Source organism: Mesorhizobium sp. M0491, from assembly GCF_040321265.1.
Classification (GTDB): domain Bacteria; phylum Pseudomonadota; class Alphaproteobacteria; order Rhizobiales; family Rhizobiaceae; genus Mesorhizobium.
Window position 1 is genome coordinate 1 of sequence record NZ_JAMYRE010000011.1, and the last position, 24,420, is coordinate 24,420.

23 protein-coding genes are annotated in these 24,420 nt (G+C 62.0%); 15 read left to right on the top strand and 8 right to left on the bottom strand.

Annotated features, from left to right (window positions below; translation table 11 throughout):
• Positions 1-214 precede the first annotated feature (214 nt).
• The 3 genes from NKI69_RS15625 to NKI69_RS15635 form a co-directional block, all read right to left on the bottom strand.
• Positions 215-1,342 carry a sugar ABC transporter substrate-binding protein gene (locus NKI69_RS15625; protein ID WP_352441169.1) on the bottom strand — a complete coding sequence of 376 codons (1,128 nt, stop codon included), beginning with the start codon at positions 1,340-1,342 and terminating at the stop codon, positions 215-217.
• A gap of 301 nt (positions 1,343-1,643) precedes the next feature.
• Positions 1,644-2,672 (bottom strand): HTH-type transcriptional regulator GntR, encoded by a 1,029-nt coding sequence (gntR, locus tag NKI69_RS15630; protein WP_352611330.1) that lies wholly within the window; start codon positions 2,670-2,672, stop codon positions 1,644-1,646.
• 177 nt (positions 2,673-2,849) lie between these two features.
• On the bottom strand, positions 2,850-4,079 hold the full coding sequence (locus tag NKI69_RS15635) for an MFS transporter (protein ID WP_023813238.1): 1,230 nt from the start codon (positions 4,077-4,079) through the stop codon (positions 2,850-2,852).
• A 170-nt stretch (positions 4,080-4,249) separates the two neighbouring features.
• Between NKI69_RS15635 and NKI69_RS15640 the strand changes: the two genes are divergently transcribed.
• Positions 4,250-4,540, top strand: coding sequence for a DUF3175 domain-containing protein (locus NKI69_RS15640; protein ID WP_352721918.1), 291 nt, complete (start codon positions 4,250-4,252; stop codon positions 4,538-4,540).
• Between the two features lie 17 nt (positions 4,541-4,557).
• Here NKI69_RS15640 and NKI69_RS15645 read toward each other — a convergent pair whose 3' ends face one another.
• Positions 4,558-5,334, bottom strand: coding sequence for a FadR/GntR family transcriptional regulator (locus NKI69_RS15645; protein ID WP_352721920.1), 777 nt, complete (start codon positions 5,332-5,334; stop codon positions 4,558-4,560).
• Between the two features lie 102 nt (positions 5,335-5,436).
• Positions 5,437-6,333 carry an NAD-dependent epimerase/dehydratase family protein gene (locus tag NKI69_RS15650; protein ID WP_352721922.1) on the bottom strand — a complete coding sequence of 299 codons (897 nt, stop codon included), beginning with the start codon at positions 6,331-6,333 and terminating at the stop codon, positions 5,437-5,439.
• Positions 6,334-6,452: 119 nt separating this feature from the next.
• Between NKI69_RS15650 and NKI69_RS15655 the strand changes: the two genes are divergently transcribed.
• On the top strand, positions 6,453-7,391 hold the full coding sequence (locus tag NKI69_RS15655) for an NAD(P)-dependent oxidoreductase (protein WP_352721924.1): 939 nt from the start codon (positions 6,453-6,455) through the stop codon (positions 7,389-7,391).
• A gap of 24 nt (positions 7,392-7,415) precedes the next feature.
• Here the strand turns inward: NKI69_RS15655 and NKI69_RS15660 are convergent, their stop codons facing one another.
• Together NKI69_RS15660 and NKI69_RS15665 are read right to left on the bottom strand one after the other, a co-directional pair.
• Positions 7,416-8,198 (bottom strand): FadR/GntR family transcriptional regulator, encoded by a 783-nt coding sequence (locus tag NKI69_RS15660; RefSeq protein WP_023813243.1) that lies wholly within the window; start codon positions 8,196-8,198, stop codon positions 7,416-7,418.
• 198 nt (positions 8,199-8,396) lie between these two features.
• On the bottom strand, positions 8,397-9,386 hold the full coding sequence (locus tag NKI69_RS15665) for a sugar-binding protein (protein ID WP_023813244.1): 990 nt from the start codon (positions 9,384-9,386) through the stop codon (positions 8,397-8,399).
• 466 nt (positions 9,387-9,852) lie between these two features.
• Between NKI69_RS15665 and NKI69_RS15670 the strand changes: the two genes are divergently transcribed.
• From NKI69_RS15670 to NKI69_RS15730, 13 genes are all read left to right on the top strand, one after another.
• The gene (locus tag NKI69_RS15670) at positions 9,853-10,593 is read left to right on the top strand and encodes an ATP-binding cassette domain-containing protein (protein ID WP_013530854.1); all 741 of its coding nucleotides are present in this window, start codon (positions 9,853-9,855) and stop codon (positions 10,591-10,593) included.
• Between the two features lie 41 nt (positions 10,594-10,634).
• Complete coding sequence (locus tag NKI69_RS15675; RefSeq protein ID WP_023813245.1) at positions 10,635-11,633, top strand: ABC transporter permease; 999 nt, start codon at positions 10,635-10,637, stop codon at positions 11,631-11,633.
• 66 nt (positions 11,634-11,699) lie between these two features.
• Positions 11,700-12,467, top strand: a complete 768-nt coding sequence (locus NKI69_RS15680; RefSeq protein WP_023813246.1) for an SDR family oxidoreductase — start codon at positions 11,700-11,702, stop codon at positions 12,465-12,467.
• 175 nt (positions 12,468-12,642) lie between these two features.
• The gene (locus NKI69_RS15685; RefSeq protein ID WP_127266791.1) at positions 12,643-13,470 is read left to right on the top strand and encodes an AraC family transcriptional regulator; all 828 of its coding nucleotides are present in this window, start codon (positions 12,643-12,645) and stop codon (positions 13,468-13,470) included.
• A gap of 130 nt (positions 13,471-13,600) precedes the next feature.
• The gene (locus NKI69_RS15690; protein WP_127295458.1) at positions 13,601-14,044 is read left to right on the top strand and encodes an SRPBCC family protein; all 444 of its coding nucleotides are present in this window, start codon (positions 13,601-13,603) and stop codon (positions 14,042-14,044) included.
• A 13-nt stretch (positions 14,045-14,057) separates the two neighbouring features.
• On the top strand, positions 14,058-14,852 hold the full coding sequence (locus NKI69_RS15695; RefSeq protein ID WP_127295456.1) for an FAD binding domain-containing protein: 795 nt from the start codon (positions 14,058-14,060) through the stop codon (positions 14,850-14,852).
• Positions 14,853-14,912: 60 nt separating this feature from the next.
• Positions 14,913-15,395, top strand: coding sequence for a (2Fe-2S)-binding protein (locus tag NKI69_RS15700; protein WP_127295454.1), 483 nt, complete (start codon positions 14,913-14,915; stop codon positions 15,393-15,395).
• A 13-nt stretch (positions 15,396-15,408) separates the two neighbouring features.
• Positions 15,409-16,776, top strand: a complete 1,368-nt coding sequence (locus NKI69_RS15705) for a xanthine dehydrogenase family protein molybdopterin-binding subunit (RefSeq protein ID WP_128303425.1) — start codon at positions 15,409-15,411, stop codon at positions 16,774-16,776.
• Between the two features lies 1 nt (position 16,777).
• Positions 16,778-17,782, top strand: a complete 1,005-nt coding sequence (locus NKI69_RS15710) for a xanthine dehydrogenase family protein molybdopterin-binding subunit (protein ID WP_023813252.1) — start codon at positions 16,778-16,780, stop codon at positions 17,780-17,782.
• 8 nt (positions 17,783-17,790) lie between these two features.
• Positions 17,791-18,672, top strand: coding sequence for an AAA family ATPase (locus NKI69_RS15715; RefSeq protein ID WP_352721928.1), 882 nt, complete (start codon positions 17,791-17,793; stop codon positions 18,670-18,672).
• Positions 18,673-18,892: 220 nt separating this feature from the next.
• The gene (locus tag NKI69_RS15720) at positions 18,893-20,029 is read left to right on the top strand and encodes a vWA domain-containing protein (RefSeq protein ID WP_352721930.1); all 1,137 of its coding nucleotides are present in this window, start codon (positions 18,893-18,895) and stop codon (positions 20,027-20,029) included.
• Entirely contained in the window at positions 20,029-20,916 is an 888-nt protein-coding gene (locus NKI69_RS15725) for an amidohydrolase family protein (protein ID WP_352721932.1), read from the top strand. Before NKI69_RS15720 ends, NKI69_RS15725 begins: the two co-directional genes overlap by 1 nt.
• 386 nt (positions 20,917-21,302) lie before the next feature.
• Positions 21,303-23,756, top strand: coding sequence for a DUF4062 domain-containing protein (locus NKI69_RS15730; RefSeq protein ID WP_352721934.1), 2,454 nt, complete (start codon positions 21,303-21,305; stop codon positions 23,754-23,756).
• 3 nt (positions 23,757-23,759) lie between these two features.
• Here the strand turns inward: NKI69_RS15730 and NKI69_RS15735 are convergent, their stop codons facing one another.
• A complete protein-coding gene (locus NKI69_RS15735) occupies positions 23,760-24,167 on the bottom strand; it encodes a carboxymuconolactone decarboxylase family protein (RefSeq protein WP_023814016.1) in 408 nt (135 codons plus the stop codon).
• Positions 24,168-24,420: the final 253 nt, after the last annotated feature.

The following is a 24,420-nucleotide window of genomic DNA, read 5'->3' on the forward strand; positions in this document are numbered from 1 at the left end:
TTACTTCCTCCTATCATCTTCCCTCTTTTAGCCCTCCCTCCCCACCCTCTGCCTCTTGCTCCCCACACCTCCCCCCCAGCCCCGCCCGCCCCCCCCCGCCCCCCCCCCGGCCCCCGCGCCCCCCCACCCCCCCCCCCCCCCCCCCGGGTTTTTGGGGTTTCCCCCCCCGGCCCGGCGCCCCCCCCGGCGCCGCCAGGTGACAGCCAGCGATGATTTACTGGTTTTCCTTGGTCTGACCCATGATTTCCTGGGCGCTGAAATTGATGCCGCAGGTCGGGAAGGAGTTGCCGACGAAGAAATTATCGGATTCCTTGGGGAAATAATCCGTGCCTTCCTTCAAGTTCGGGTCTTCGGCGATCGCCAGCGGCAGCTTCACCTCTTGTGGCACCACCTCGCCTTCGAGTGCGGCGATCGCGGTCTTGATGGCGACGGCGACCTGAGCCGGACCCGAGCCTGCGGACGAGCACTTCAGCCCGTCGGCCGAATGCGCTGCGCAGAACTTGCGGAAGCCGTTCTCGGTCTCGCCGCCAAACGGCACGAACGGATGCTTGGCGTCGATCATCGCCTGCACGATGCCGGTGTCGCCGCCCTGCCCGGTGATGCCGTCGAACGGACCGTTGGTGGCGATCGCATCCGCGGTCACTTTCTGTGCCACTCCGTCATCCCATTTGCCGGCGACTTCGGTCACGTCCCACTTCTTGCCGGACGCGTCGAAGACCTCGTGGATGCCGTTGTGACGATCGGTGTCGACGGAGGTGCCGGCGACGCCGCGCACTTCCAGGATCTTGCCGCCGTTCGGTATCTTGGCGACCAGCCACTTGGCCCACAATTCGCCAAGGCCCTTCTGATCGACATTGACGTTGATGGCGTCCTTGGTGTCGAGGATGTTGTCGAAGGCGACCAGCACGATGCCGGCTTCCTTGGCGCGCTTGATGACTGGACCGAAGGCCGTCGGGTTCTGGGCGTCGGTGACGATGGCGTCATAGCCGGAATCGATGAAATTGTTGATCGCCGAGATCTGCGCCGGCACGTCCTCGCCCGTCGAGACGACCTTGAACTCCTTGATCTTGGCTTTGACTTCAGGTTGTGCGGCGTAGGCCTTGGCCGTCTGCACCATCTGGATGCGCCAGGTGTTGGCGATGTAGCCATTGGCGAAGGCGATGCGGAACGGCCCTTCCTTCTTGGGATATTTGAAGAATTTGGTCTCCGCGTCCCACGGCGCGAAACAATCCGCCTGAGCGGCGGGACCCGACACGATTTCGGGTCCGGCGGCCATGGCGGCCGAATTGAGCATGACGAATGCAGTGGCGGCAACGACGCCACCAACCAGTGACTTGATCATCGATAATCCTCCCGATTGCAGTTCAGATTGTTCGTTTCGCAATGCGAATTTTCGCGCGATGGACCGGCACCTCCCGCCTCGCCATGCGCGTCCTTGGCCGCCCGTGGTGGCCGACCCGGTTCCTCCCTTGTCGCCGCCAGCGGTACGAAAACTATCATATTATCCATAATAAACAAGTATTAGTTGTCGCTTATGTATAATAAACAGGTACGCCCTGTCGTTTATGCACCTGCCTGCAGGAAGTGGTAGCGCTACCAAATTGGCGTGTAAACCGGCATTCGCACAGTCGCTTCTGTGCGTTTCAACGCGCCGTGCTCTCGCGGCGCTTGAGCTCGAAACCGAGGTCGACGATCCGTTGCTCCGGTCTGTTGCCGGCGATCGCCGCAAGCGCCATGGCAACGGCACGCCGGCCGATCTCATAACGATGGGTGCGGATGCTGGTGACCGAAGGAAACGCCACCTGCATCATGTCGAGATCGTTGAAACCGACGATGCCGATCGTCTTCGGCACCGCGATCGAGGCGCGATGGCATTCGAACAAGACGCCGAGCGCGATATCGTCATTGTTGCAGAAGACACCGTCGAGTGTCGGCACCTTGGCCAGCGCATCGCGGAACATCTCGCGGCCGAGCGACACGCTGGACAGCACCGGCGTAGTGGTGACGAGGCGCGGATCGAACAGGCCCGCGGCCTCCATCGCCGCGCGATAGCCGGCAAGGCGCCGCTGCGAACGCGGATCCATGCGCGCGCCGATGAAGCCGATGCGGCGATAGCCGGCCTCGATCAGATGCTCGGTCGCCGCCCTGCCGCCATCGAGATGCGAGAAGCCGACCATCATGTCGACCGGATCGGGACCCGTTTCCATGACTTGCACCACAGGGCAGCCGGCACTTTCCAGCAGCTTTCGCGAAGCCGGTGTCTGATCGATGCCGGCGACGATCAGCGCGGCTGGCCGTTGCGAACCGAACACCTGCAGCAGCCGCTCTTCCTCGAGGCCGGAATAGTGGGTGTTGCCAAGCTGGATGCGGAAGGGGCTGGCCGACAGGCTGTCATAGATGCCGCGCACCACCTCGGCGAAGACGTTGTTGGTAAGCGACGGCACCAGCACGCCGAACACCTCCGCGCGCGCCGAGGCCAGGGCCCGGGCATTCGGGTCCGGCACATAGCCCAGTTCGTCGACGGCGGCCTGGATCTGGCGGCGCAGCTCTTCGGACACACGCTCCGGCTCGCGCAGGGCGCGCGACACGGTGATCGCACCAACGCCGGCCTTGCGCGCGACATCCGCGATGGTAGGGCGGCCGCCGCCCCGGCGCGAGCGCGGCTTGGTCAAGGGCGCACTCCTGGCGACGGGCTTGTGCAGCCAAGCGCCTTTAGAACCATATTCAGGGTCTTTGCCACCGTCGTCATGCCAAATCGGCCTGTTGCCGCACCCATCCGCCTTCCGGCGTCGCGCAGCCTTGGGTGGTTGTCAAGCCGCGCAGCTCCCGGACCATTGGGCAGGGTGAGCTCAGGCCATCACGGCTGTGCTGCGCCGTGCCTTCCACAACAGCAGCCCGATCGCCAGTATGTTCAGCAAATTCCAGGCGATGCCGTTGAGGAACGCAGCCGCATAGGAGCCGGTCAAATCGTAGATCCAGCCCGACATCCAGCCGCCGATCGCCATGCCGAAGATCGTCGCCATCAAGACGATGCCGATACGCTGGCCAGCCTCTTTGGCCGGCATGTAGTCGCGCACGATGATCGCGTAGCAAGGCACGATACCGCCCTGCGACAGGCCGAACACCAGCGACACCACATAGAGCGAGGCAAGCCCGTCGAATGGGATGTAGAACAGCAGCGACAGGCATTGCAGCACCGAGCCGATCATCAGTGTCCACACCGCGCCGATGCGGTCGGCGAGAAAGCCCGATGCCAGCCGACTGACGACGCCGCCTGCCATCATGATCGACAGCATGTCGGCGCCATGTGCGACGCCGTAGCCAAGGTCCATGCAATAGGCGACGATATGCACTTGCGGCATCGACATCGCCACGCAGCAGCCGAGGCCGGCGACTACCAGCAGCACCTGCAACGCCGCCGGCGACAGCGGCATCGACTGCACCGGCCGGCTTCCGGGCGAACCGGCGGCAGCCGCAACTGGGGCACCACGCCGCAGCATCAGCACCAGCGGCACCATTGTCACCAGGCAGAAGATGCCGATTGCCGCATAGGTGAAGCGCCAGCCTTCCGCCTTTATCAGTGTCGGCATGATGGTCGGCCAGATCGCTCCGGCGAGATAGTTTCCGGCGGCCGCCGCCGTGACCGCGACACCGCGACGGCGGTTGAACCAGTGCGAGATATCGGCGATCAGCGGCCCGAAGATCACCGACGTGCCGATACCGATCAGCACTCCTTGGGCAAGCGTGAATTGCAGGATCGAGGTCGACAGCGCCGCGAGAAGCAGGCCGGCGGAAAGCGCGATCGAAGAGAGCAGCGCCGGGATCCAGTAACCCATCCGGTCGATGGCGCGGCCGACCAGCACGTTGCCGGCGGCGAAACCGACCATGGTCGCAGTGTAAGGCATGGACGCCGCGGCGCGGTCGACGCCGAACTCGGCCTGCACCGCGGGCAGCACGACGACGACTGCCCACATGCCGACGGCGCCGATCGTCGCCAGCAGCATCGAGATGGCAAGCCGCATCCAGGCATAGGAGCTGTCGATGCCGGGGCCGGGCTGGATGCTGTCGGTTCGGGTCAAGGCGTTTCCTGTCGGCGGTCTCGGAGATCGGCTGCCGTTTGCGCCACTATCGGCGCATTCTCGGGTCGCAGCAGCGCCACAGCGGGCAAATCCGTGGCTCCAGAGCCAGGGCGGAACCGATGCCGATGTGCGGAGTTTCCCGGCAACCCACCCTGCAGAGGAGTCCTGCGATGACCGCCACCAGGAAAAAATGGTCGGCCGAGGTAACCGAGCACAGCGACGCGATGGATCTCGAGGATCACGTCTTCGAATCCGACGACGCCAGGAAGATCGCCGCCTCGCTCAAGCGATCCGCCGAACACAGCCACCGGCGCAAGGCCGAGCCGTTCCAGTCGGCCATGTCGATGCTGAACTTCTACATCAACCGCGCCGGCAAGAACTTGCCTGCCGCGCGCAAAAAAGTGCTTGAGGACGCCAAGGACGAACTGCGCAGCGCCTTCGGGCGTGAGAAAGAGGATTAGAAGCGACTAAGTAGGCCCTACCGGGCGCGGATGACGCCGTCTGTGTTGGCGAGCAGTTTGCGCACAGCATTGCGCGCCGCGTCCGGCCGCTGCAGGCGGATGTTCTTCTCGATTGCCTCGTGCAGCTTCTGCGCGTGGTTGAGATCGTCGATCTCCCGCGTCGTATAGGCAAAGAGATGATCGAAGGCGGATTCGATCAGTACGCCGAGCGGCACCAGCAGGTCGTTGCCCGAAGCTCGCAGGATGGCAAGATGGAAGCGCGTATCGGCGCGGGTCCGCTCCTGCAGGCTCGTCGCCTCTCCCATCTCCCGGCAAGCCTGGCTGATCTCGGCCATCTGCTCGTCGGTGCGCCGCATGGCGGCAAACGCGGTCGCTTCCGGCTCGATGATGTGGCGGAATTCCTGCACCGTCTTTAGGAACACCTCGCGATCCGGCGACGTCGCGTACCAGGCCAGCACATCGCGATCGAGCAGGTTCCAGCGTTCCTTCGGCTCGACCCAACTGCCGATCTTGGGACGTGAGGCCAAAAGGCTCTTGGCCATCAGCATCTTGATCGCTTCGCGCACCGCCGAGCGGCTGACGCTGAAGGTCTCTGACCATTTCGCCTCATTGGGCAGGATGGTGCCGGGCGGATAGTCGCCGCGCACGATCCTGAGGCCGATTTCGCTGGCCAGCGAGGCGTGGACGCTGGAGCCTGGAATACGCGCGGCGTCCGCCCGGCGAACGCCGCCCGGACGGTCCCCGGAGGCCGCTTTCCCCAACGATTTTTCCTTGTTCGGCTTCGCGTCCCGCATGGGTTCCAGAAAGTCCGTATTAAGCAGGCTGTCAAGCGCGGCAAGCGGCTTGCACCGCAAAGCCGCCCGCTGTGCACAGATCAGCCTCGCTTGCTTCGCGGATCAGTCCTGCTTGACGTATTTGCGCCAGCTATGCTCCGGGCGGAAGCCGAGCACGTCGCGCGCCTTGCGGTTCGACAGCAGCGTCTCGTATTCGCCGAGCTCGGCCTTCACCGGCACGCCGGGGTAGAACCGCTTCAGGAGTTCGGCGGTCGGCAGGTCGGACGAGGTGTCGTCATTGGCGGCGTTGAACACCTGATAGCCGAGGCCGTCCTTCTCGATGGCGCGCAGCGTGATCTGGCCAAGGTCGCGCGCGTCGACATAGCTCCAGGCGATGCGCTTGCGGAAACCCGGATCGGCGAACCATTTCGGAAACAGCGAATATTCGTGCGGCTCGATGACGTTGCCGATGCGCAAGGCATAGATGTCGGTGCCGTTGCGCTGCGCAAATGCGCGCGCCGTCTTCTCGTTGACGACCTTGGACAAAGCGTAGCTGTCCATCGGGTCGACGTCATACTCCTCGTCGAGCGGGAAATATTTGGGATCGCGCGGCTCGTTGGCGAAGACGAGACCATAGGTCGTCTCGCTGGAGGCGATGATAATTTTGCGGATACCGAGCTTTACCGCCGCCTCGATGACATTGTAGGTGCCGAGCGCGTTGATGCGGAACACCTCGTTGTCGGTGGTGATCATGATGCGCGGGATGGCGGCGAAATGCACCACCGCATCGACCGGCTGCGGGCGCAGCGACGGGTCGAATTCATGCAGGCCCATATAGCTCGACAGTGCGTTGAACACCTGCCCGCTGTCGGTGATGTCGGTGATCAGCGTGCGCACCTTGGGATTGTCGAGCGGCCTGGTGTCGATGTTGAGCACCTGGCAGCCTTGCTCGACCAGATACTGCACGACATGGCGTCCGGCCTTGCCGCTGCCGCCGGTGAACATGATCCGCTTCGTCATTTTGCTCTCCACATCCTCTGGGATTTATGTGTATTGTCAGACAATACCGCCATCCGCAACCATCCTCGCCTGCAAAACGGCAGCGCCTGACATCAATCATTGCAACAGGACTTGAAGATATGAACACGACTGCCGCGAGCGAAAAGATCGGCTTCATCGGCCTTGGTCTGATGGGGCACGGGATCGCCAAGAACATCGTCGACAAGGGCTACAGCCTGACGTTCCTCGGCCGCAAGAACCGCAAGCCGGCGGAGGATCTGCTCGGTCGAGGTGCGAAGGAAGCATCAACCTCGCGCGATGTGGCGGCGGCATCGACAATCGTCTTCATCTGCGTCACCGGTTCGCGCGAGGTTGAAGCCATCATTCGCGGCCCGGGCGGCCTCAAGGAGGGTTTGAAGAAAGGTTCGGTCGTCGTCGACTGCTCGACCTCCGATCCGGTCTCGACCATTGCGCTTGCCGCTGAGCTCAAGGCGCTCGGCATCGATTTTGTCGACGCACCGCTCAGCCGCACGCCGAAGGAAGCCTGGGAAGGCACGCTCGACGCCATGGTCGGCGCGCCGGACGCCCTCTTTGCCAGGGTGAAGCCGGTGATCGAAACCTGGGCCGGCCGCATCGTCCATATCGGCGACACCGGCGACGGCCATCGCATGAAGCTGCTCAACAATTTCATCTCGCTCGGCTACGCAGCGATCTATTCCGAGGCACTGGCACTGGCTGAGAAGGTCGGCATCTCGCCGCCGCGCTTCGACAGCGTCATTCGCAATGGCCGCATGGATTGCGGCTTCTACCAGACCTTCATGCGCTGGACGCTGGAAGGTGACCGCGATGCGCACAAATTCACCATCGCCAATGCCTTCAAGGACCTGACCTATCTGGAATCGATGGCGGGTGCGGCCGGCATTGCCAACCCGCTCGGCAACGCCACCAAGAACTCCTTCGCCGGTGCCCATGCAACCGGCCCGGCCGAGCAATTCGTACCGATGCTGGCGACGCATATCGCTGGGGTGAACGGTGTCGACCTGATGCCGATGAAGGATGGCAAGAAACAGACCATTTAACCGATTGCCCAACGCCGGCGCCGATCACCGCCGCCACCGCCCTATCCCATCGTCGGTATCTGCAAGCAGCTTGTGCACGGCGTTGCGCGCAGCGGCTGGGCGCTGCAGGCGGATGTTCTTTTCGATCGCCTCATGCAGCTTCTGCGCCTGGCGCTGATCGGCGACCTGCTGTGTCGTGAATGCGAAGAGATGGTCGAGCGCCGATTCGATCAGCACGCCGAGCGGCACCAGAAGGTCGTTGCCGGAAGCGCGCAGGATGGCCAGATGAAAGCGCGTATCGGCGCGGATACGCTCCTGCAGGCTCAAGGCCTCGCCCATGTCGCGGCAGGCTTGGCTGATTTCCGCCATTTGCTCGTCGCTGCGCCGCATGGCGGCAAAGGCCGACGCTTCCGGCTCGATGATATGACGAAACTCCTGCACGGTTCGCAGGAACGCCTCGCGGTCGGGCGCCGTCGCGTACCAGGCCAGAACGTCGCGGTCGAGCAGGTTCCAGCGCTCCTTCGGCTCGACCCAACTGCCGATCTTGGGGCGTGAGGCCAACAGGCTTTTCGCCATCAGCATCTTGATGGCTTCGCGCACCGCCGAACGGCTGACATTGAAGATCTCGGCCCATTTGGACTCGTTGGGCAGGATGGTGCCGGGCGGATAGTCGCCACGCACGATCCGCAGGCCAATCTCGCCGGCCAACGAGACATGGACGCTCGCCCCCGCAAAATGCGCGGCACCAGCCTTCCGCATGACAGCCGGACCGTGGCTCGCTTGTGCCTTGGTTAGGTCGGTTCGCTTGCTTGACTTCTCGTCCGGCATCCACGTTCCAATGCGTCGACCGTCTGTCGTCCGGACTGGTCCGAACCGTACGGGCGCCGATCTCGTTGCCGAAAAATCCAGATCACGGGCGCGGCAAAGCCGGAGCCGATTGCCCCAACTATTGCGTCCGTTCGGGAATTACCGCTTCCGTTCAGGAATGACGGGGCGCCCGCAACCGGGCGCCCCGAGATCGAGAACCTACTTCTGGATGCAGGTGTCGACCGTATCCTTGGTGCACTCGTCGAGGCCGGTGAACACCGGATCGGCGACCGCCTTGCCTTCGATCAGGTCGATCATCACCGACGGTGCCTTGTAGCCCATTTCGAACGGCCGCTGGCCGACCAGAGCCGTTACAAGGCCGTCACGAGCGATCGCCACTTCGTCGCCGATCGTGTCGGCGGCGCCGATGACGAAGTCGTTGCTGGCGATCCGGTCCTTGAGCGGCCCGAACAGATCGCGGTAGGGCTGCGGCGCGCCGAACAGCGGCCAGCCGCCCATGATGCCGAAGGCGTCCAGCTTGGGGTTGGCGGCGAGGATGTCGGTCATCGCCTGCACGCCCTTGGCGCCATCGTCATTGGTGAACACCGGGCAGCCGGGAACTTCGGTCCAACCACCTTCACCCGCAAGTGCGGCAAGGCCTTCCTTGCCCGACAGTGCGTCACGCATGCCTTGCGCACGGCGCAGGATGTTGTCGGCTGCCGGGTTGCCTTCGATGGTGCAGATCGTGCCACCATTCGGCTTGCCCTTCTTGATGTACTCGCCGATCTTCTTGCCCATCAGGTAATTGTCGGTACCGAGATAGGTCTTGCGAAGACCTGCGTCTTCCTTGCTGAGATCGGCATCGACCGTCATGATCGGGATCGTCGGATTGGCGCTCTTGATCGTCTGCGCGATCAGCGGCGCGTTGGACGGCGAGATCGCCATCGCGACCGTGTCGGCCTTGCTCAGCATGTCCTGGACGATCTGCGCCTCGCCGGCCTCGTCCGAAGTCGACGCCGGACCGGTGTAGAAGCATTCATACTCCGAGCTGGCGTTTTCCTTGTTCCATTTCTCGCAGCCCTGGTGGATGGCCTCGAAGAACGGATTGTCGAGACCTTTCACGACAATGACGAGCTGTTTCTTGGCCAAAGCCGGCCCGGCACCCAACGCCATTGCGGCGACGGCGGCGAGCAAAAGTGTTTTCCTCATGTCAGTCCTCCCTTGAAACAAACGGACACGGCGTGCCCGCCATACAGATCGACCGGATGCGTGATGACCGAGGGTCGTTTCGCGAGCGCTCGTGTCGCCAGGACAGATCGATAAGCATTTCCAGATTCGGCTTCAGATCAACTCACACACAGGTGCCGCTGGATCTTGGGCCGTCAAACCTCCGCCGATTCCGGCCGGCGAACCGCCAGCGGAGATCGGCATAATCTCCTCCGACGCTTAGCTAATATCGGCTTGGCGCCAACGTCAATGCTATTTGTCCTACAAAACGGATTTTTAAAATAGTCCTGGCCCAATTCGTCCGACAATTGATTGACGTGCGCCGGCTTTTGCGTAAAAGAACGCTAACGCCGTCTTCGGGAGGAGCCGGGGAGAGCGAGGCCAAAGCAGCGTCGGCATCCACGCCGGGAACAGCAGCAGGTCGCAAATCACGGGGAGGCAAAGGCTGGTGGCGGTTCTCGAACTCACCAACATCTCAAGGCATTTCGGCGCCATCCAGGCCGTCAACGACGTGTCGCTGTCGATCGAGCCCGGACAGGTGGTCGGCCTCATGGGCGACAACGGCGCCGGCAAGTCGACGCTGGTCAAGATGATCGCCGGCAATTTCCGCCCGAGCCATGGCACCATGCACATGGACGGCAAGGAATTGATCCTGCACAAGCCGGCGGAAGCCCGCCAGCACGGCATCGAGATCGTCCACCAGGACCTTGCGCTCTGCAACAATCTGACCGCCGCCGCCAACGTCTATCTCGGCCGCGAGTTGCGGCGCGGCGTCGGGCCGTTCCGCATCCTCGACTATGCCTCGATGTACAAGCGTGCCGGCCAGCTCTTCGCCGAATTGAAGTCCGAGACCCGTCCGCGCGATCTCGTCAAGCAGATGTCGGGTGGCCAGCGCCAAGCGGTGGCGATCGCCCGCACCATGCTGTCGCAGGCCAAGATCGTGCTGATGGACGAACCGACGGCCGCTATCTCGGTGCGCCAGGTCGCCGAAGTGCTGAACCTGATCCGCCATTTGCGCGATCAAGGCATTGCCGTCGTGCTGATCAGTCACCGAATGCCTGACGTCTTCACCGTCGCCGACCGCGTCATAGTCATGCGGCGCGGCCGCAAGGTCGCCGACAAGACGATTGCGTCGAGCTCGCCCGAGGAAGTCACCGGGCTGATCACCGGCGCCATCGAACAGGTTTGATTTCAGCGAATTTCACCACGCACAGCAGATGAAGGTCGACGATGGCACTGACAATTGACCAGCCGATCGAACACAAGCAGCAATCCCTGCCGGCAAGAGTGTTTGCCAGCCAGACCTTCTGGGTGGTGATCGCCGTTATCCTCGCCTGCGTGTTCCTGTCGTTTGCCACCGACGCGTTTGCCACGTCGAAGAACCTCTACAACATCACCCGCAACATCACCTTCGTCGCCATTATCGCGCTCGGCATGACCTTCGTCATCATCACCGGCGGCATCGACCTCTCGGTCGGCTCGGTGCTGTGCCTGTCGTCGATGATTTTGGCCGTCACGATGCATGCCGGCTACTCGATCGAGGTCGGCATCCTGGCCTCGATCGCCACCGCGCTCGCCATTGGCGCCTTCAACGGCGTGCTGATCGCCTATCTCGGCTTTCCACCCTTTGTGGTGACGCTCGGCATGCTGTCGATCGCCCGCAGCCTAGCCATGGTCGCCTCCAACAACACGGTCGTCTTCCAGTTCGGGCCGGACCACGCCAAGCTTCTGTCATTGGGCGGCGGCGCCTGGGTGTTCGGCATCGCCAATCCGGTGCTTTACATGATCCTTCTGGCGCTGATCACCGGCTTTATCCTGCGTTGGACGAAGTTCGGCCGCCACATCTTCGCCATTGGCGGCAACGAGCACGCGGCAACGCTGACCGGCGTTCCGGTGCGCCAGATCAAGGTTGCCGTCTACATGATCTCGGCGCTGTCGGCCGGCATTGCCGGCATCATCCAGACCGGCTGGCTGGGTGCCGTCACCACCAATCTCGGCACCGGCATGGAGCTGCAGGTGATCGCCGCAACCGTCATTGGCGGCGCCAATCTGGCTGGCGGCGTCGGCACCGCCTTTGGCGCCATCGTCGGTGCGGCCCTGATCGAGGTGATCCGCAACAGTCTCGGTCTGCTCGGCATCAATGCCTTCTGGCAAGGTGTGTTCATCGGCGGCGCCATCCTGCTGGCGGTGCTGTTCGACCGCATCCGCAATTTCCGCCGCAGCGACTAGAACCATGATCCCGAAAAGTGGAAACCGGTTTTCGGGCAAGATCATGGTCAAACAAAAGACGGTTTGATGGCCAACTCCCTGTTCAGCCTCGAGGGGCGGGTGGCGCTGGTGACTGGCTCCGGTCAAGGCATCGGCTTTGCGCTGGCTCGGGGCCTCGCCGGACACGGTGCAAGCATAGTGCTGAACGGTCGCGACACCGCCAGGATCGACAGCGCCGTCGAAAAGCTGCGCGATGTCGGCTTCAAGGCGCACGCCTCGGTATTCGACGTCACCGATTTTCAGGCGGTCAACGCGGACATTGCCCGCATCGAGGCCGAGATCGGCGCCATCGACATCCTCATCAACAATGCCGGCGTGCAGTTCCGCGCTCCGCTCGAGGACTTTCCCGAGGAGCAGTGGGAGCGCCTGTTCAAGACCAATGTGTCGGGCGCCTTCCATGTCGGCAAGGCGGTCGCCCGCCACATGATCCCGCGCGGCAAGGGCAAGATCATCAACATCGGCTCGGTGCAGAGCGAGCTGGCAAGGCCGAACATCGCACCATACACCGCGACCAAAGGCGCGATCCGCAACCTGACAAGGGGTATGTGCGCCGACTGGGCGAGATACGGCCTGCAGATCAATGCGATCGCACCCGGCTATTTCCGCACCGAGATGAACCAGGCGCTGGTCGACAATCCGGAATTTTCCGCCTGGCTGGAAAAGCGCACGCCCGCCGGGCGCTGGGGCAATGTCGACGAGTTGATCGGCGCCGCCGTGTTCCTTGCCTCCGACGCATCGTCTTTCGTCAACGGCCATACGCTGTATGTCGATGGCGGCATGACGGCTTCGGTTTGAAGGGCGTTCTTCCCTTGTGGGAGAAGAGGAAACCTATCGCTCAGTCTGAAAATCCGGCCGCATCGGCCGTCATTGGCCCTCGCCGCCCCCGCGCGTCTTGACGCGGCCCCGAACTCCGCCGCACAATCCCTGTTGCAGGCGAAGGGAGGCCAGTCGTCTGCGGGAGGATATACCCATGACGGAAGCGATCAGGCTCTACTGGGGCCGGTTCGGACATGTTTCTATCCTGAATGTCGCAAGCGACTTCGTCACTCATGCCCATGTCGAGGCCCATCTGATCATCTGGCTGGAAGGTACGGCCGGCGAAATGACCATCGGCCGCGAGACCGTCCGGCTTGGACCTGGAACGGCCGCCGGCATCAACTCCTTCCAGCCGCACAGCCATGTTCTGTCGCAAAACGGGACGCCCGGTCTGTTTCTCGCCTTCTACATCGATCCCGACTGGGCGCGGCGCCGCCGCGACCTGCCTTCGTCTGCGCCGCTGTTCTCACAAGCCGCGATCACGCTGGAACCGTGGCTGCATCAGGCCGCCGCCAATCTGCTCGACCACCTCAGCGACAATGAGAGCGTCGACGATATCGCCAATTACGAGATCGAGCGTTTCATCGATAGCGTGCTCGACGCCGCCGACGCCTCGGCGCCGCAGGAGGCCCGTGTCCGCATCAACACCATGCAGGATTTCCGTGTCCGCAAGGCAATCCAGCTGATGAAGGCCAATGTCTGCGAGCGCATCTGCTTCGACGACGTGGCGCGCAGCGTCGGCCTGTCGCGACCGCATTTCTTCGCTTTGTTCAAGGAACAGACCAATCTGACGCCCAATGTCTACTGGAATACGCTGCGCATGGAGGAAGCGGTGCGGCAGCTGCAATGGTCGCGGGAGCCGCTGATCTCGGTCGCCTGCAATCTCGGCTTCACCACGCAGGGCAATTTCTCGCGCTTTTTCCGCGACCATGTCGGCGTGCCGCCGACGCTCTACCGCGAGGCCGCGCGGGCGATTGCCTGAACCTGTCCTCGTTTAGTCAAGGTCGACTGTTTTTCAGACTCCTTGATACACGCTCAAGACGCATTGATAAGCGTCGCTGAAATGGCCGCCCTACCCTTGCACCGGATCGCTTTTGCAAGGGAACATTTGAATGGCCAAAGTCACCATATCCAGCGTCATCGACGCGCCGGTCGAAAAGGTCTGGGCGCGCATACGCGACTTCAACGGGCTGCCGGGCTGGCATCCGCGCATGGTGGAAAGCCACATTGAAGACGGCAAGGATGCCACCACGATCGGCTGCGTGCGCAATTTCCAGCTCGCCAGCGGCCCCCGCCTGCGCGAAAAGCTGCTCGATTTTTCCGATCAGAATTTCCTCGTCAGCTACTCCATCCTGGAGACGCCGCAGCCGCTGACCAATCACAAGGCGACGCTGCAGTTGCGGCGCGTGACCGATGGCGACCGCACCTACGCCGAATGGACCGCCAGCTTCGACGCCGCGCCCGAGGAGGCAGACAAGCTGGCCGAGGGCATGGGCGCCAATGTCTTTCAGGGCGGCTTCAACGCTCTGAAAAGCCATTTCGCCGGCCAGAGCTGACAGGAGCCAAACCATGGCGCTGGCACTGCAGACCTTTGCAACGGTGAAAGACGCGAACGCGGCACTGAAAGCCCAGGGCACACGCTATCTCGGCGGCGGCACGCTGGTCGTCCGCGCGGCCAATGAGGGCGATGTCTCGGTTTCCGGCCTTGTCAGGTCGACCGAGCCGTCTTTGTCCACCATCGCCGTTGCCGGTGGAAAAGCCCGTGTCGGCGCTTCGGTGACGATGGCGGCGATCGCCGGCCATCCGGAGCTCGGCACGCTCGCCAAGGCCGCCCGCGCCGTCGGTGGCCCGGCCATCCGCAACATGGCGACCGTCGGCGGCAATCTTTTTGCCCCGGCCCCCTATGGCGATTTCGCTGTTGCCCTGCTGGCGCTCGATGCCATGGTCGGCACCGATGGCGGCGAAACGCCTATCGAGACTTTTCTGGCCAATCGGGACGGCAGCCGTGCCGTCGTCACTTCCGTGAGCTTCACGCTTCCGAAGGCCGACAGTTTCCGCTTCCTGAAAGTGTCGAGGGTCAAGCCCAAGGGCGTCTCGGTGCTCAGCATAGCCGGTGCTCTGGAACTGTCGTCGGATGGCACCGTGACCTCGGCGCGGATCGCGCTCGGCTGCATGGCGGATCGGCCAATGCGCGCCAGGGCGGCGGAAAAAGCGCTGATCGGCCGAAAGCTGACCGCTGACGGCATCGCGCCGGCCTTGGCCGCGGCCGGTGATGGCACCTCGCCCATCACCGACCCGATCGCCAGCGCCTGGTATCGCGCCGAAGTCTTGCCGGTTCATCTCGGCCGGTTGCTGCTCGCATAATATTTCGTTCGGGGGCGCGCGTCTGTCCGCCGGTTCGGGCAGGCGCGCTGGGAGGAAAACATGGCAAAGGTTCCGGTTCAATTCACGCTCAACGGCTCGGAAAAGGCCGAATTCATCGACAGCGGCACGACGCTGCTTCAGGCCCTGCGCGACAAGATCGGCGACACCTCACCGAAAGGCGGCTGCCATCAAGGGACCTGCGGCGCCTGTTCGGTCATCATAGACGGCGAACTCAGGCTCTCCTGCCTGACCTTGGCCGAGACCTGCGATGGCGCCGTCATCAGCACGACATCGGGACTTTCGGAAGCTGGCGTGCTGCACCCGCTGCAGCGCGCCTTCCTCGACACGTTCGCCACGCAATGCGGCTTCTGCACGCCGGGCATGATCATGGCGGCAAAGGTGTTGCTCGACCATACGCCCAACCCCAGCCGCGACGAGGTGGTCGAGGCGCTGTCGGGCAACATCTGCCGCTGCACCGGCTACGAGCCGATCATCCAGGCGGTGCTGACCGCCGCCCGCGCCAATTCGCAGAACGCGGCCTGAGGGGTCCAAAGCAATGGAACTGCGCAAGAACTACTTCGCTGATATCCGCAAGGACGATCTGAACGAGATCGGCCAGCCCCGGCCGCGCTCGGATTCGCCAGGCCATGTCACCGGCAAGACCGCCTTTTTCGCCGACCGCAATTTCCCTGGCATGCTGCACCTGAAGATGGTGCGCAGCCCGCATCACCATGCCCGCATCCGCTCGATCGACACCTCGGAAGCGGAAAAGCATCCGGGCGTGGTGAAGATTCTGACCGCCAAGGACGTGCCGCACAATGTCTACACCATCCTGATCCTGATCCAGGTCGGGCCGGAGGACGAGACGGTGCTTGCCGACGGCAAGGTGCGCTGGAAGGGCGAGGCCGTGGTGGCCGTGCTGGCCGAAACCGAGCGTGCCGCGCAAGAGGCCGCAGCCAAGGTCAAGGTCGACTATGAGGTGCTGCCGGCCGTCTTCGACATGGAAGAGGCGCTGAAGCCCGGCGCACCCCTGGTCAACGAATATCACGGCCAGAATTATTACCTCTATGACAGCGGCGAGTGCCGCAAGGTGCGCTTCGGCGATGTCGAGGCGGGCTTCGCCGGCGCCGACCACATCCTGGAGGAGAGCTACCAGTCCTCGCCGATCGAGCACGCGCCGACCGAGACCACCGGCTGCGTGGTGGCACCCGAGGGCAATGACCGCTTCACCTGCTACACCAACACGCAGGCGATGTTCTTCACGCTCGACAACACCTCGATCATCCTGCAGATGCCGGGCAGCAAACTGCATTTCGTCGGCGGCACCGTCGGCGGCGGTTTTGGCGGCAAGGTCGACGTCATCGTCGAGCCCATCGCCATCCTCGGCGCAAAATTAACAGGACGACCAGTCTGTTTTATCTACAGCCGCGAGGAGGAGATGCAGATCTCGTCGCCGCGAGCGGCCGAAAAGGTCGTCATCAAGGACGGCGTCATGAAGGACGGCCGCATCGTCGCGCGCAAGGTCACCGGCTATACCGACGCCGGCGCCTATTCGCGCCACTCGCCCTATGGCGCGCAGAAGGGCGCGGGGCACTATCCCGGCCCCTACACCATCCCAAACGTCTGGATCGACACCTACTGCGTCTACACCAACCGCACGCCCTCCTCCGCCATGCGCGGCTTCGGCGTCACCATCGGCGACTTCGCGCTGGAGGTGCAGATGGACAAACTGGCGCGGCTGATCGGCATGGATCCGCTCGAATTCCGCTTCATCAACGCCTATCGCGACGGCGACATGAAAGCGCATCGCCAGCCGACCGAGGGCGCGGCGCTGATCGAATGCATGCAGGAAGCCTCGCGCGCAGCCAACTGGCCGGTGGCGGAGAAATACATGGCCATGTCGTCTTACGTGAAGGGAGCTTGAGATGGCGATCAGGCGTGGACGCGGCGTTGCCGCGATCAACTATCCCACCGGCATGAACCTCGGCGGCGACCCGACGCAGGCGCTGGTGCATTCGACGCCGACCGGCAATTTCATGGTGACGCTTTCCAGCGTCGATCTCGGTCAGGGCATGAAGCAGATCATGGCGCAGATCTGCGCCGAGACGATCGGCGTGCCGACCGACCGTGTCGTCGTCGACACCGCCGACACCGACACCGGCCCGCACTGCATGGGCACATTCGCCTCGCGCGGCACCCACCGCGCCGGCAACGCCGTCATCCAGGCGGCAAGGGAAGCGCGCCAGGTGATGCTGGAAGTGGCCGCCGAGGAGTTGGAGGTCAACGCCTCCGACCTCGAGACCGATGGACAGGGCAACATCCTGGTCAAAGGCGCACCGCAAAAGTCGATCTCGATCTTCGATGTCGCGCTGTCGGCGCATTTCAAGCGTGGCCGCTCGATCTCCGGCCGCGGCATGTTCCTGATCCCGCGCTCCTATCCCGAGAAGGAAACCGGCGCGATGAAGCCGTCGACCTGTTATGCCCATGCCTGCACGGTGGCCGAGGTCGAGGTCGACGACGAGACCGGCGAGGTTACCGTGGTGACGGTGAAGAACGTCTTCGAGATCGGCAGAGCGCTGAACCCGAAGATGGTCGAGCAGCAGTTGGTCGGCGGCTCGTGGATGGGCATCAGCCACGCGCTCTATGAGACGACCGAACCCTACTATCCCAACCGCGATCATGGCGGCACCGACTTCAACCAATATCTCATGCCCGGCCCCGGCGACCTCGCCGAAACCGAAATCATCGTGCTGGAGCGTCCTTCCGCCGACGGGCCATACGGCGCCAAGGGGCCGGGCGAAATGTGCGCCAACCCGCAAATCCCCGCCGTCGCCAATGCCGTCTTCGACGCTGTCGGCGTGCGCATCGACACGCTGCCGATCACGCCGGAGCGCATCCTGCGCGCGCTGAAGGCGCAAGCGGCGAACTGAGGGCTGGAATGACCGGGACAAGCGCCGAGACTGTCGCGACCTCGCCGGAGGCGGTGGCGCAGCATCTGGCCGCCTCGCGCTACCTTGCCGACGAGAGCCTTTCGACCGCGATCTTCCTGGCAATCCGGCTGGGCAAGCCGCTGCTGCTCGAAGGCGCGCCGGGCGTAGGCAAGACGGAGGCGGCGAAGGCGATCGCCGCGCTGCTCGGCCGTGATCTGGTGCGGCTGCAATGCTATGAAGGCATCGATGCCGCGCATGCGCTCTACGAATGGAACTACCAGCGCCAACTGCTCGCCATCCGCCATGCCGGCGAGCATGAGATCGACATCTACGACGACCGTTTCCTGATCGCCCGGCCGCTGCTGCAGGTGCTGAAGGCGCCCGAGCAGCGCGTGCTGCTGGTCGACGAGATCGACCGCTCGGACCACGAATTCGAAGCGCTGCTTTTGGAATTCCTCTCCGACTTCCAGATCAGCATTCCCGAGCGCGGCACCATCCGCGCCGCGGCACAGCCGATCGTCATCCTGACCTCGAACCGCACCCGGGAACTGGCCGAAGCACTGCGCCGGCGCTGCGTCTACCACTGGATCGGCTATCCCGACGCCGAGCGCGAGGCCGCCATCATCATGCTGCGCGCCGGCAATGTGGCCGAGACGACGGCACGCGCCGTGGCGGCAGCCGTGCAGACTATTCGCGCCCGGCCGCTGGCCAAGCCGCCGGGGATCGCCGAAGCGGTCGAATGGGCCAACGCCGCCACTATCCTGGAAAAAGGCGGCAGCCCGTGGCCGGAAGCCTTCCGCCGCGCCATCGGCGTGCTCATCAAGGACGAGGAAGATCTCTCCTACATCGCGCCCGAGCTTGGCCGGATTGTCGAGGAGGCGCTGGCGTGAGCCGAGACCTCAACGGCACGTTCTCCCCGTTCATTCCGCAACGCTGGCGGGACAGCACCCCCCTCTGTCCTGCCGGACATCTCCCCCTCAAGGGGGGAGATTGGCTGTCATTCCGGCTTTCGACAATCTCCAGCGTCGCAGAACGGAGCGAAGCATCGAAGCTGCTGATCTCCCCCCTTGCGGGGGAGATGTCCGGCAGGACAGAGGGGGGCGCCACGCAATGATGCGGGAAACAAGCTTACCCCGCGCGGCAGCGCCCTTGCTCAGCTTCGCCCGGTTGCTGCGCCGCTACGGCTTCGCCATAGCGCCCGAGCAGGTCTCCAGCTTCATGCAGGCCGTGACATTGCTCGGGCCGCGCTCGATGGCAGACATCCGCGAGGCGGCGCTCGCGACGCTGGCGCCGCCGCCCGACCGCCACGACGAATTCGAAGCGCATTTCCAGAGCCACTTTTATGGCAACACATCCGCCGTGGTGGAAGGCGACGCCGACGAGGAAACCCGCATCAAGGATGATGGCGGCGCCGACGACGAACGGATCGAAGCCGAACAAACCCAAGAGGGCGGCGAGCTGTCCTCGGCACTGGAGCAGTTGAGCAGCCGCGACTTCCAGCGTGACGATGACCGCCTTGCCGCTTTCCGCCGCAAACTCGCTTCAGCCTTGCCCGCCCGCCGCTCCTTCCGCACCGTACGCACGCATTCGCGCGGCAAGCTCGATCTGCGCCGGTCGCTGCGGGAAATCGTCAGCGCCGATGGCGACGTGCCCTCGCCGCTGCTGCGCCGCCGCCAGACCGTCCCCCGAAAGCTGCTGCTGCTGATCGACGTGTCCGGCTCGATGAAGCTGCACACGTCGGATTACCTCAAGCTGGCACATGCGGCCGTGCAAGGTGCCGACCGCGCCGAAATCTTCACCTTCGGCACGCGGCTGACCCGCGTCACCGGGGCATTGCGCATCCGCGACCGCGGCCAGGCGCTGGCGCGCGCCGCGGCCCAGGTCGACGATTGGGACGGCGGCACCCGCATGGGACCGACGCTGCTCGCCTTCCTATCGGTGCCGCGCTTCTCGTCGTTTGCACGCGGTGCCACGATCGTGATCCTGTCCGACGCGCTGGAGCGCGGCGATCATGGCGAGTTGGAGACAGCTATGCGACGGCTGAGCGCCCGCGCTTTCCGGCTGTCGCTGGCCACACCGCTAGCCGGCGACCCGCGCTTCCGGCCGGCAACGGCTGCACTTCGTGCCATCCTGCCGGTACTGGACGACCTCGTCGACGGCTCGTCGGTGAAAAGCCTCACCGATTTCATCCTGTCGCTCGCCCGCCCTGCTTCAGCGGCGGCGACAATCTGGAAGAGGGTTTCGTGATGCAGAAAGCCATCGACGCGCATTTCCACATCTGGCGCCAAAAGGACCAGCCCTGGCTGGTCGGGCCGATGGTGCCGCGTATTTTTGGTCCCTACGAGCCGATCCGCCGCGACTATCCGATCGAGGAGTTTCTCGAAGACCAGAAGGGGTCGGGCGTCGAGAAGGCCCTCTATGTCCAGACCAACTGGGCCAAGGAGGATTTCGAGAAGGAAGTCGCCTTCCTGCAGAAGACATCCGACGAAACCGGCTGGCCGCATGCCATCGTCGGCTACACCGACATGACCGTCGACGATATCAGGCCCCAGATCGATCGCTTGAAGAAATATCCGCTGCTGCGCGGCGTGCGCATGCAGCTGCATTGGCACGAGACACCGGCCTTCCGTTTCGCCGCCTCGGCCGACCAGGTGATCGACCCGAAGGTGCGCGCCAATGTGGCGCGGCTCAAGGACTATGGCCTGTCCTTCGACCTGCAGCTTTTCCCCGCCCAGATGAAGGACGGGCTGACGCTGGTCGGCGAGAACCCCGAAACGAATTTCATCCTCACCCATGCCGGCATGCTGACCGGCATGGAACCGGACACCACCGAAGCCTGGAAAGAAGGCCTGCGCACGCTGTCGGCGGCGCCCAATTTCTACGCCAAGCTGTCCGGCCTCGGCACCTTCGTCCACCGCAACGACCCGGCGCTGATCGCCTACATCGTCGACAACACGATCGAGATCCTGGGTGCCGACCATTTGATGTTCGGCTCGAACTTCCCGATCGAGAAGCTATGGACCAGCCACGCGGAGCTGATCAAGGCGCACCGCAATGCGGTGGCCAACCATGGCGCGGCGGCGGAGGCGGATATTTTCTGGAACACGGCGGAGAAGGTTTACCGGCCGGTGTAGCTGCTTACAACCGCCGGCCCAAAACCTGGGCCATATGCCGTTTGGCGCCGATACTGACTGGCCCCGCCGTCCGCATCGGCTCGAAGCCTTGTCCCTGCCAAAAGCGAAGAGCTTGTTCATTTTCCGTCAACACGGCGAGATCCACTCGTTTGATGTGCTATGCTTTCAACCACATGAAAAAGTCTTCGAAAATTGCTAGCGCCAACCTCTTCCGCAAACTGCTTTGTTGATTATGAGCAATACCGTCCACCAACGGCTCACTCGCAGATCACTGCAGCCGCAGGCCGGCTAGTCCGATCAGCCGTCTAGACGGGTTTCAACCGTCACGTTACGCTCTCCAACAGGGACTCAACGGGCCAATGCACTGCGGGCGGACGGGCAAAACTGTGTCGGATAAACAGAAAATAGTTCGTATTTTTATTGGCTCACCTGGCGGCTTGAAAGACGAACGGCGAGCAGCGCATGACGTTGTTAACAGTGTAAACCGCAGCCATTCTGATCGCTGGAGGCTTCAGTTTAAGCTGTTGGGATGGGAAGACGCAGTCCCAGGTTACGTCCGCGCCCAAAGCAAAATTAATGACGACCTCGACAAGTGCGATTACTTTATCGGGGTACTCTGCGACAATTGGGGTTCAAAGACAGGTCCGGATTATTCGTCTGGTTTCGAAGAAGAATATTTCAGATCTAAAGCCCGCATTGAAAATGGCCTCATGAAAGACATGGCCATCTATTTCAAAATGGTCGAAGTTCCACCTAACATGAAGCCGGGCGAAGGTCTCGGAAAGGTGTTAAAATTTCGGCAAAAATGCATCGACGAGAACAAAATCTTTTTCAAAGATTTCTCTGATCATCAGGTTTTCCGAGACACTATTCGGGATAAATTAGAGGAGATAGGCTGGCGTGAAACCGAAATATTTACTGTAGAAGACCCGCAATCTAGTCAACCCAAGGATGCTCCTTCGATTCAGGACAAGTCGAGCGATCCGCCTACCTCTGATTCTTGGTTGATCGATCAAGGGGCACGAGATTTTCTTCATGGCCTGATGCAGAGACCACCGAATTGGGAAAGCACTTCGGCGCACGAAGTAGCCCGTCTACGGTTGATAGGAACCTCTGTTAGCCGGTCGGGGAATGATGAGTTCTACGTTGGCAATCACGATGCGAACTTGATTTTTCAAAAGTTTAGAAATGCTGCACTTTCGAAGCAAGAGGTCCGAGCGTTAGTAGACAGCGGTGTTGTGGGATTTCAATATCAGAATGTCCCCCTGTGGCGCTGGCTTGCTAGGTACGAAGATGAGGGCGGCATCTGGAGCCGTGTCGAAGTACTCGCTGCAGTCGGGAGTGAAAGCGAGCAGCGGTACGCCATTGAGATTTTGGACCTTGGGTCTCAATCAATCCCTTCGCTTCACGAGTACTTCGATCAGAAGCGTGTTCTTGCGTCATGGTTATCTGATGCAACTTCTAGCCAAGTCTTTGACGCAGCCCTATCATTCTTGGGCTCAAATGCGACCGACGATGACCTACCTCTTATCGAAGAAGCAGCGGCGCAATGTTCGCCACAGCGCCGGACGAAAGTGGAGGAAGCGATCGTCAGCATCTTGTCGCGGACCAACCTGGACGGCGCGCTCAAGCGTGTTGTTGAAAAGGAAGTTGATAAGGTCGGTCAGAAATTGGCGGATGTGCTTTTCAGCAATTCGCAATCACTAGCGACAGAAACGGTGCTTTCATGTTTAGCGGCCAAATCCGAGTCTATTAGGCTTCACGCGGTTCAACTTCTGTATGCGCGTAGCGAGATTGCGTTGGAGGCGGCGGAAACGCTTCTAACCGACAGCAACCATGAAATCCGGCTACTGGCTGCGGAGACCTTAAAGAAAAACGGCGTCAAGCTTGACGACGACGTCGCAAAACAGGCGCTATGTATTACCAAACCATCCAACAGTTTGATTGGCTTGTTTGCAGGCCGTGAAACGGATGACACCTACTACGAGATCTATCGTATGAACCGGTTACTTGAACTTGATTTCTCAACACTGCGGTCCAGAGCGAATAGCGCTGGCGTATTCAGCGAAAGGGAATTGTCCGTTCTATATTCGCGGTTCGCATCCAAATTTAGCGACGAAATTAGGCAGAATTTGAGGGACCGCTTCAAAGGCTATTTCGACAGGAAGATTGATGAAGAAAGGAGCGCAGGGACCATCGTCGCCTGCCAGGAACCTAAAATAAGAAATCTTGAAAACTTCATGTTGAAAAGGTTTTGTAATGACGCCCTAGCGGCTCTTTGCGGACTGGCGAAGGTCCAAGACCTCGACTTGGTACGGGACGTGATTAGGGATACGGAGATTGATGCCACAAAGGGTATCTTGAAATATCTCGCCCGTTTCGGAGACTGGTCCGACATCGAGCGCATCAGGAAATTGGGCGACTACCCTACTGGTCGTCGAAGAGGATTGCTCGAATTCTACCAAACAAAATTGCCGTCCCAAAAGGCTGCGGCTATCCTTACCTTAGGAAAGGGTCGCGTTGCTGATCTGCTGGCGCTCGATCTTGATAACGAAATCAGGATATCGCTCGCGAAGAAATTACCTAGGAAGGTCTTTATTGATTTGAGAGATGAAGTGTTATTGCGCGAGCTTGATCGGAAGGATGACGAATACAGGGTTGTGTTCGCTCTAAGGTGCGTTCTGGCGCTGCCGAAATCTCGGGTGACAAAGCTATTGGACCGCTATGTTGATAGGGCCGAGCATCGCTTTTACAACAGCGTTCATTGGCTGGACTTAGGTGCGTCGCTGCCAATTCCTCACGTTAGAAACGTCGCAGAACGAGCACTGGCTCGCCACTAATCCTCACTTCACCTCGAACTGTGGATCGACCGGGATCTGCATCGCCGTCACGAGATGGTTGGTCTGTCCAGCCAACCCTATGATCGAAACCAACTCGCCATGCTGCGCGTCGGTCATGCCCTTGGCGCGGGCGGCGGCCGTGTGCGAATGAACGCAGTAGGAGCAGCCATTGGCGGTCGACACCGCGATGTAGATCATCTCCTTGGTCAGCGGATCGACGGCGCTGTCAGCGACCATCACCACCTTCAGCTGTTCCCAGATCCGCTTCAGCGCCGGCGGATCGTTGGCTAACCCGCGCCAGAAATTGTTGACGAAATCGGATTTGCGCGTCGCGCGGATGTCGTCGAAGACGGCCTTCACGGCCGGGATTTTCTCCACCTCGGCATCGCTGAGGAGTCTTGTGGTGGCCATGGTGTTTCCTTTCGTTTTGACCGACGAACTGGCTCGTTGAATCAAGTTTCGAGCAAAGGCGGCTAACCAGCTTCTTTGACTCAGTTTTTGGCCCGCAATAGCGTTGAAGATTAGCCGAGGCACCTAAACTTCGTCATCCTAGGGCGAAGCAGGCGCGAAGCGCCGTCGCGGAGACCCTAGGATCCATGCAGTGACGTCAGCCGCGGAGTGCAACGGAGCAGAATTCTGCACGGTCGCGGCGCTTCCGAGTCGC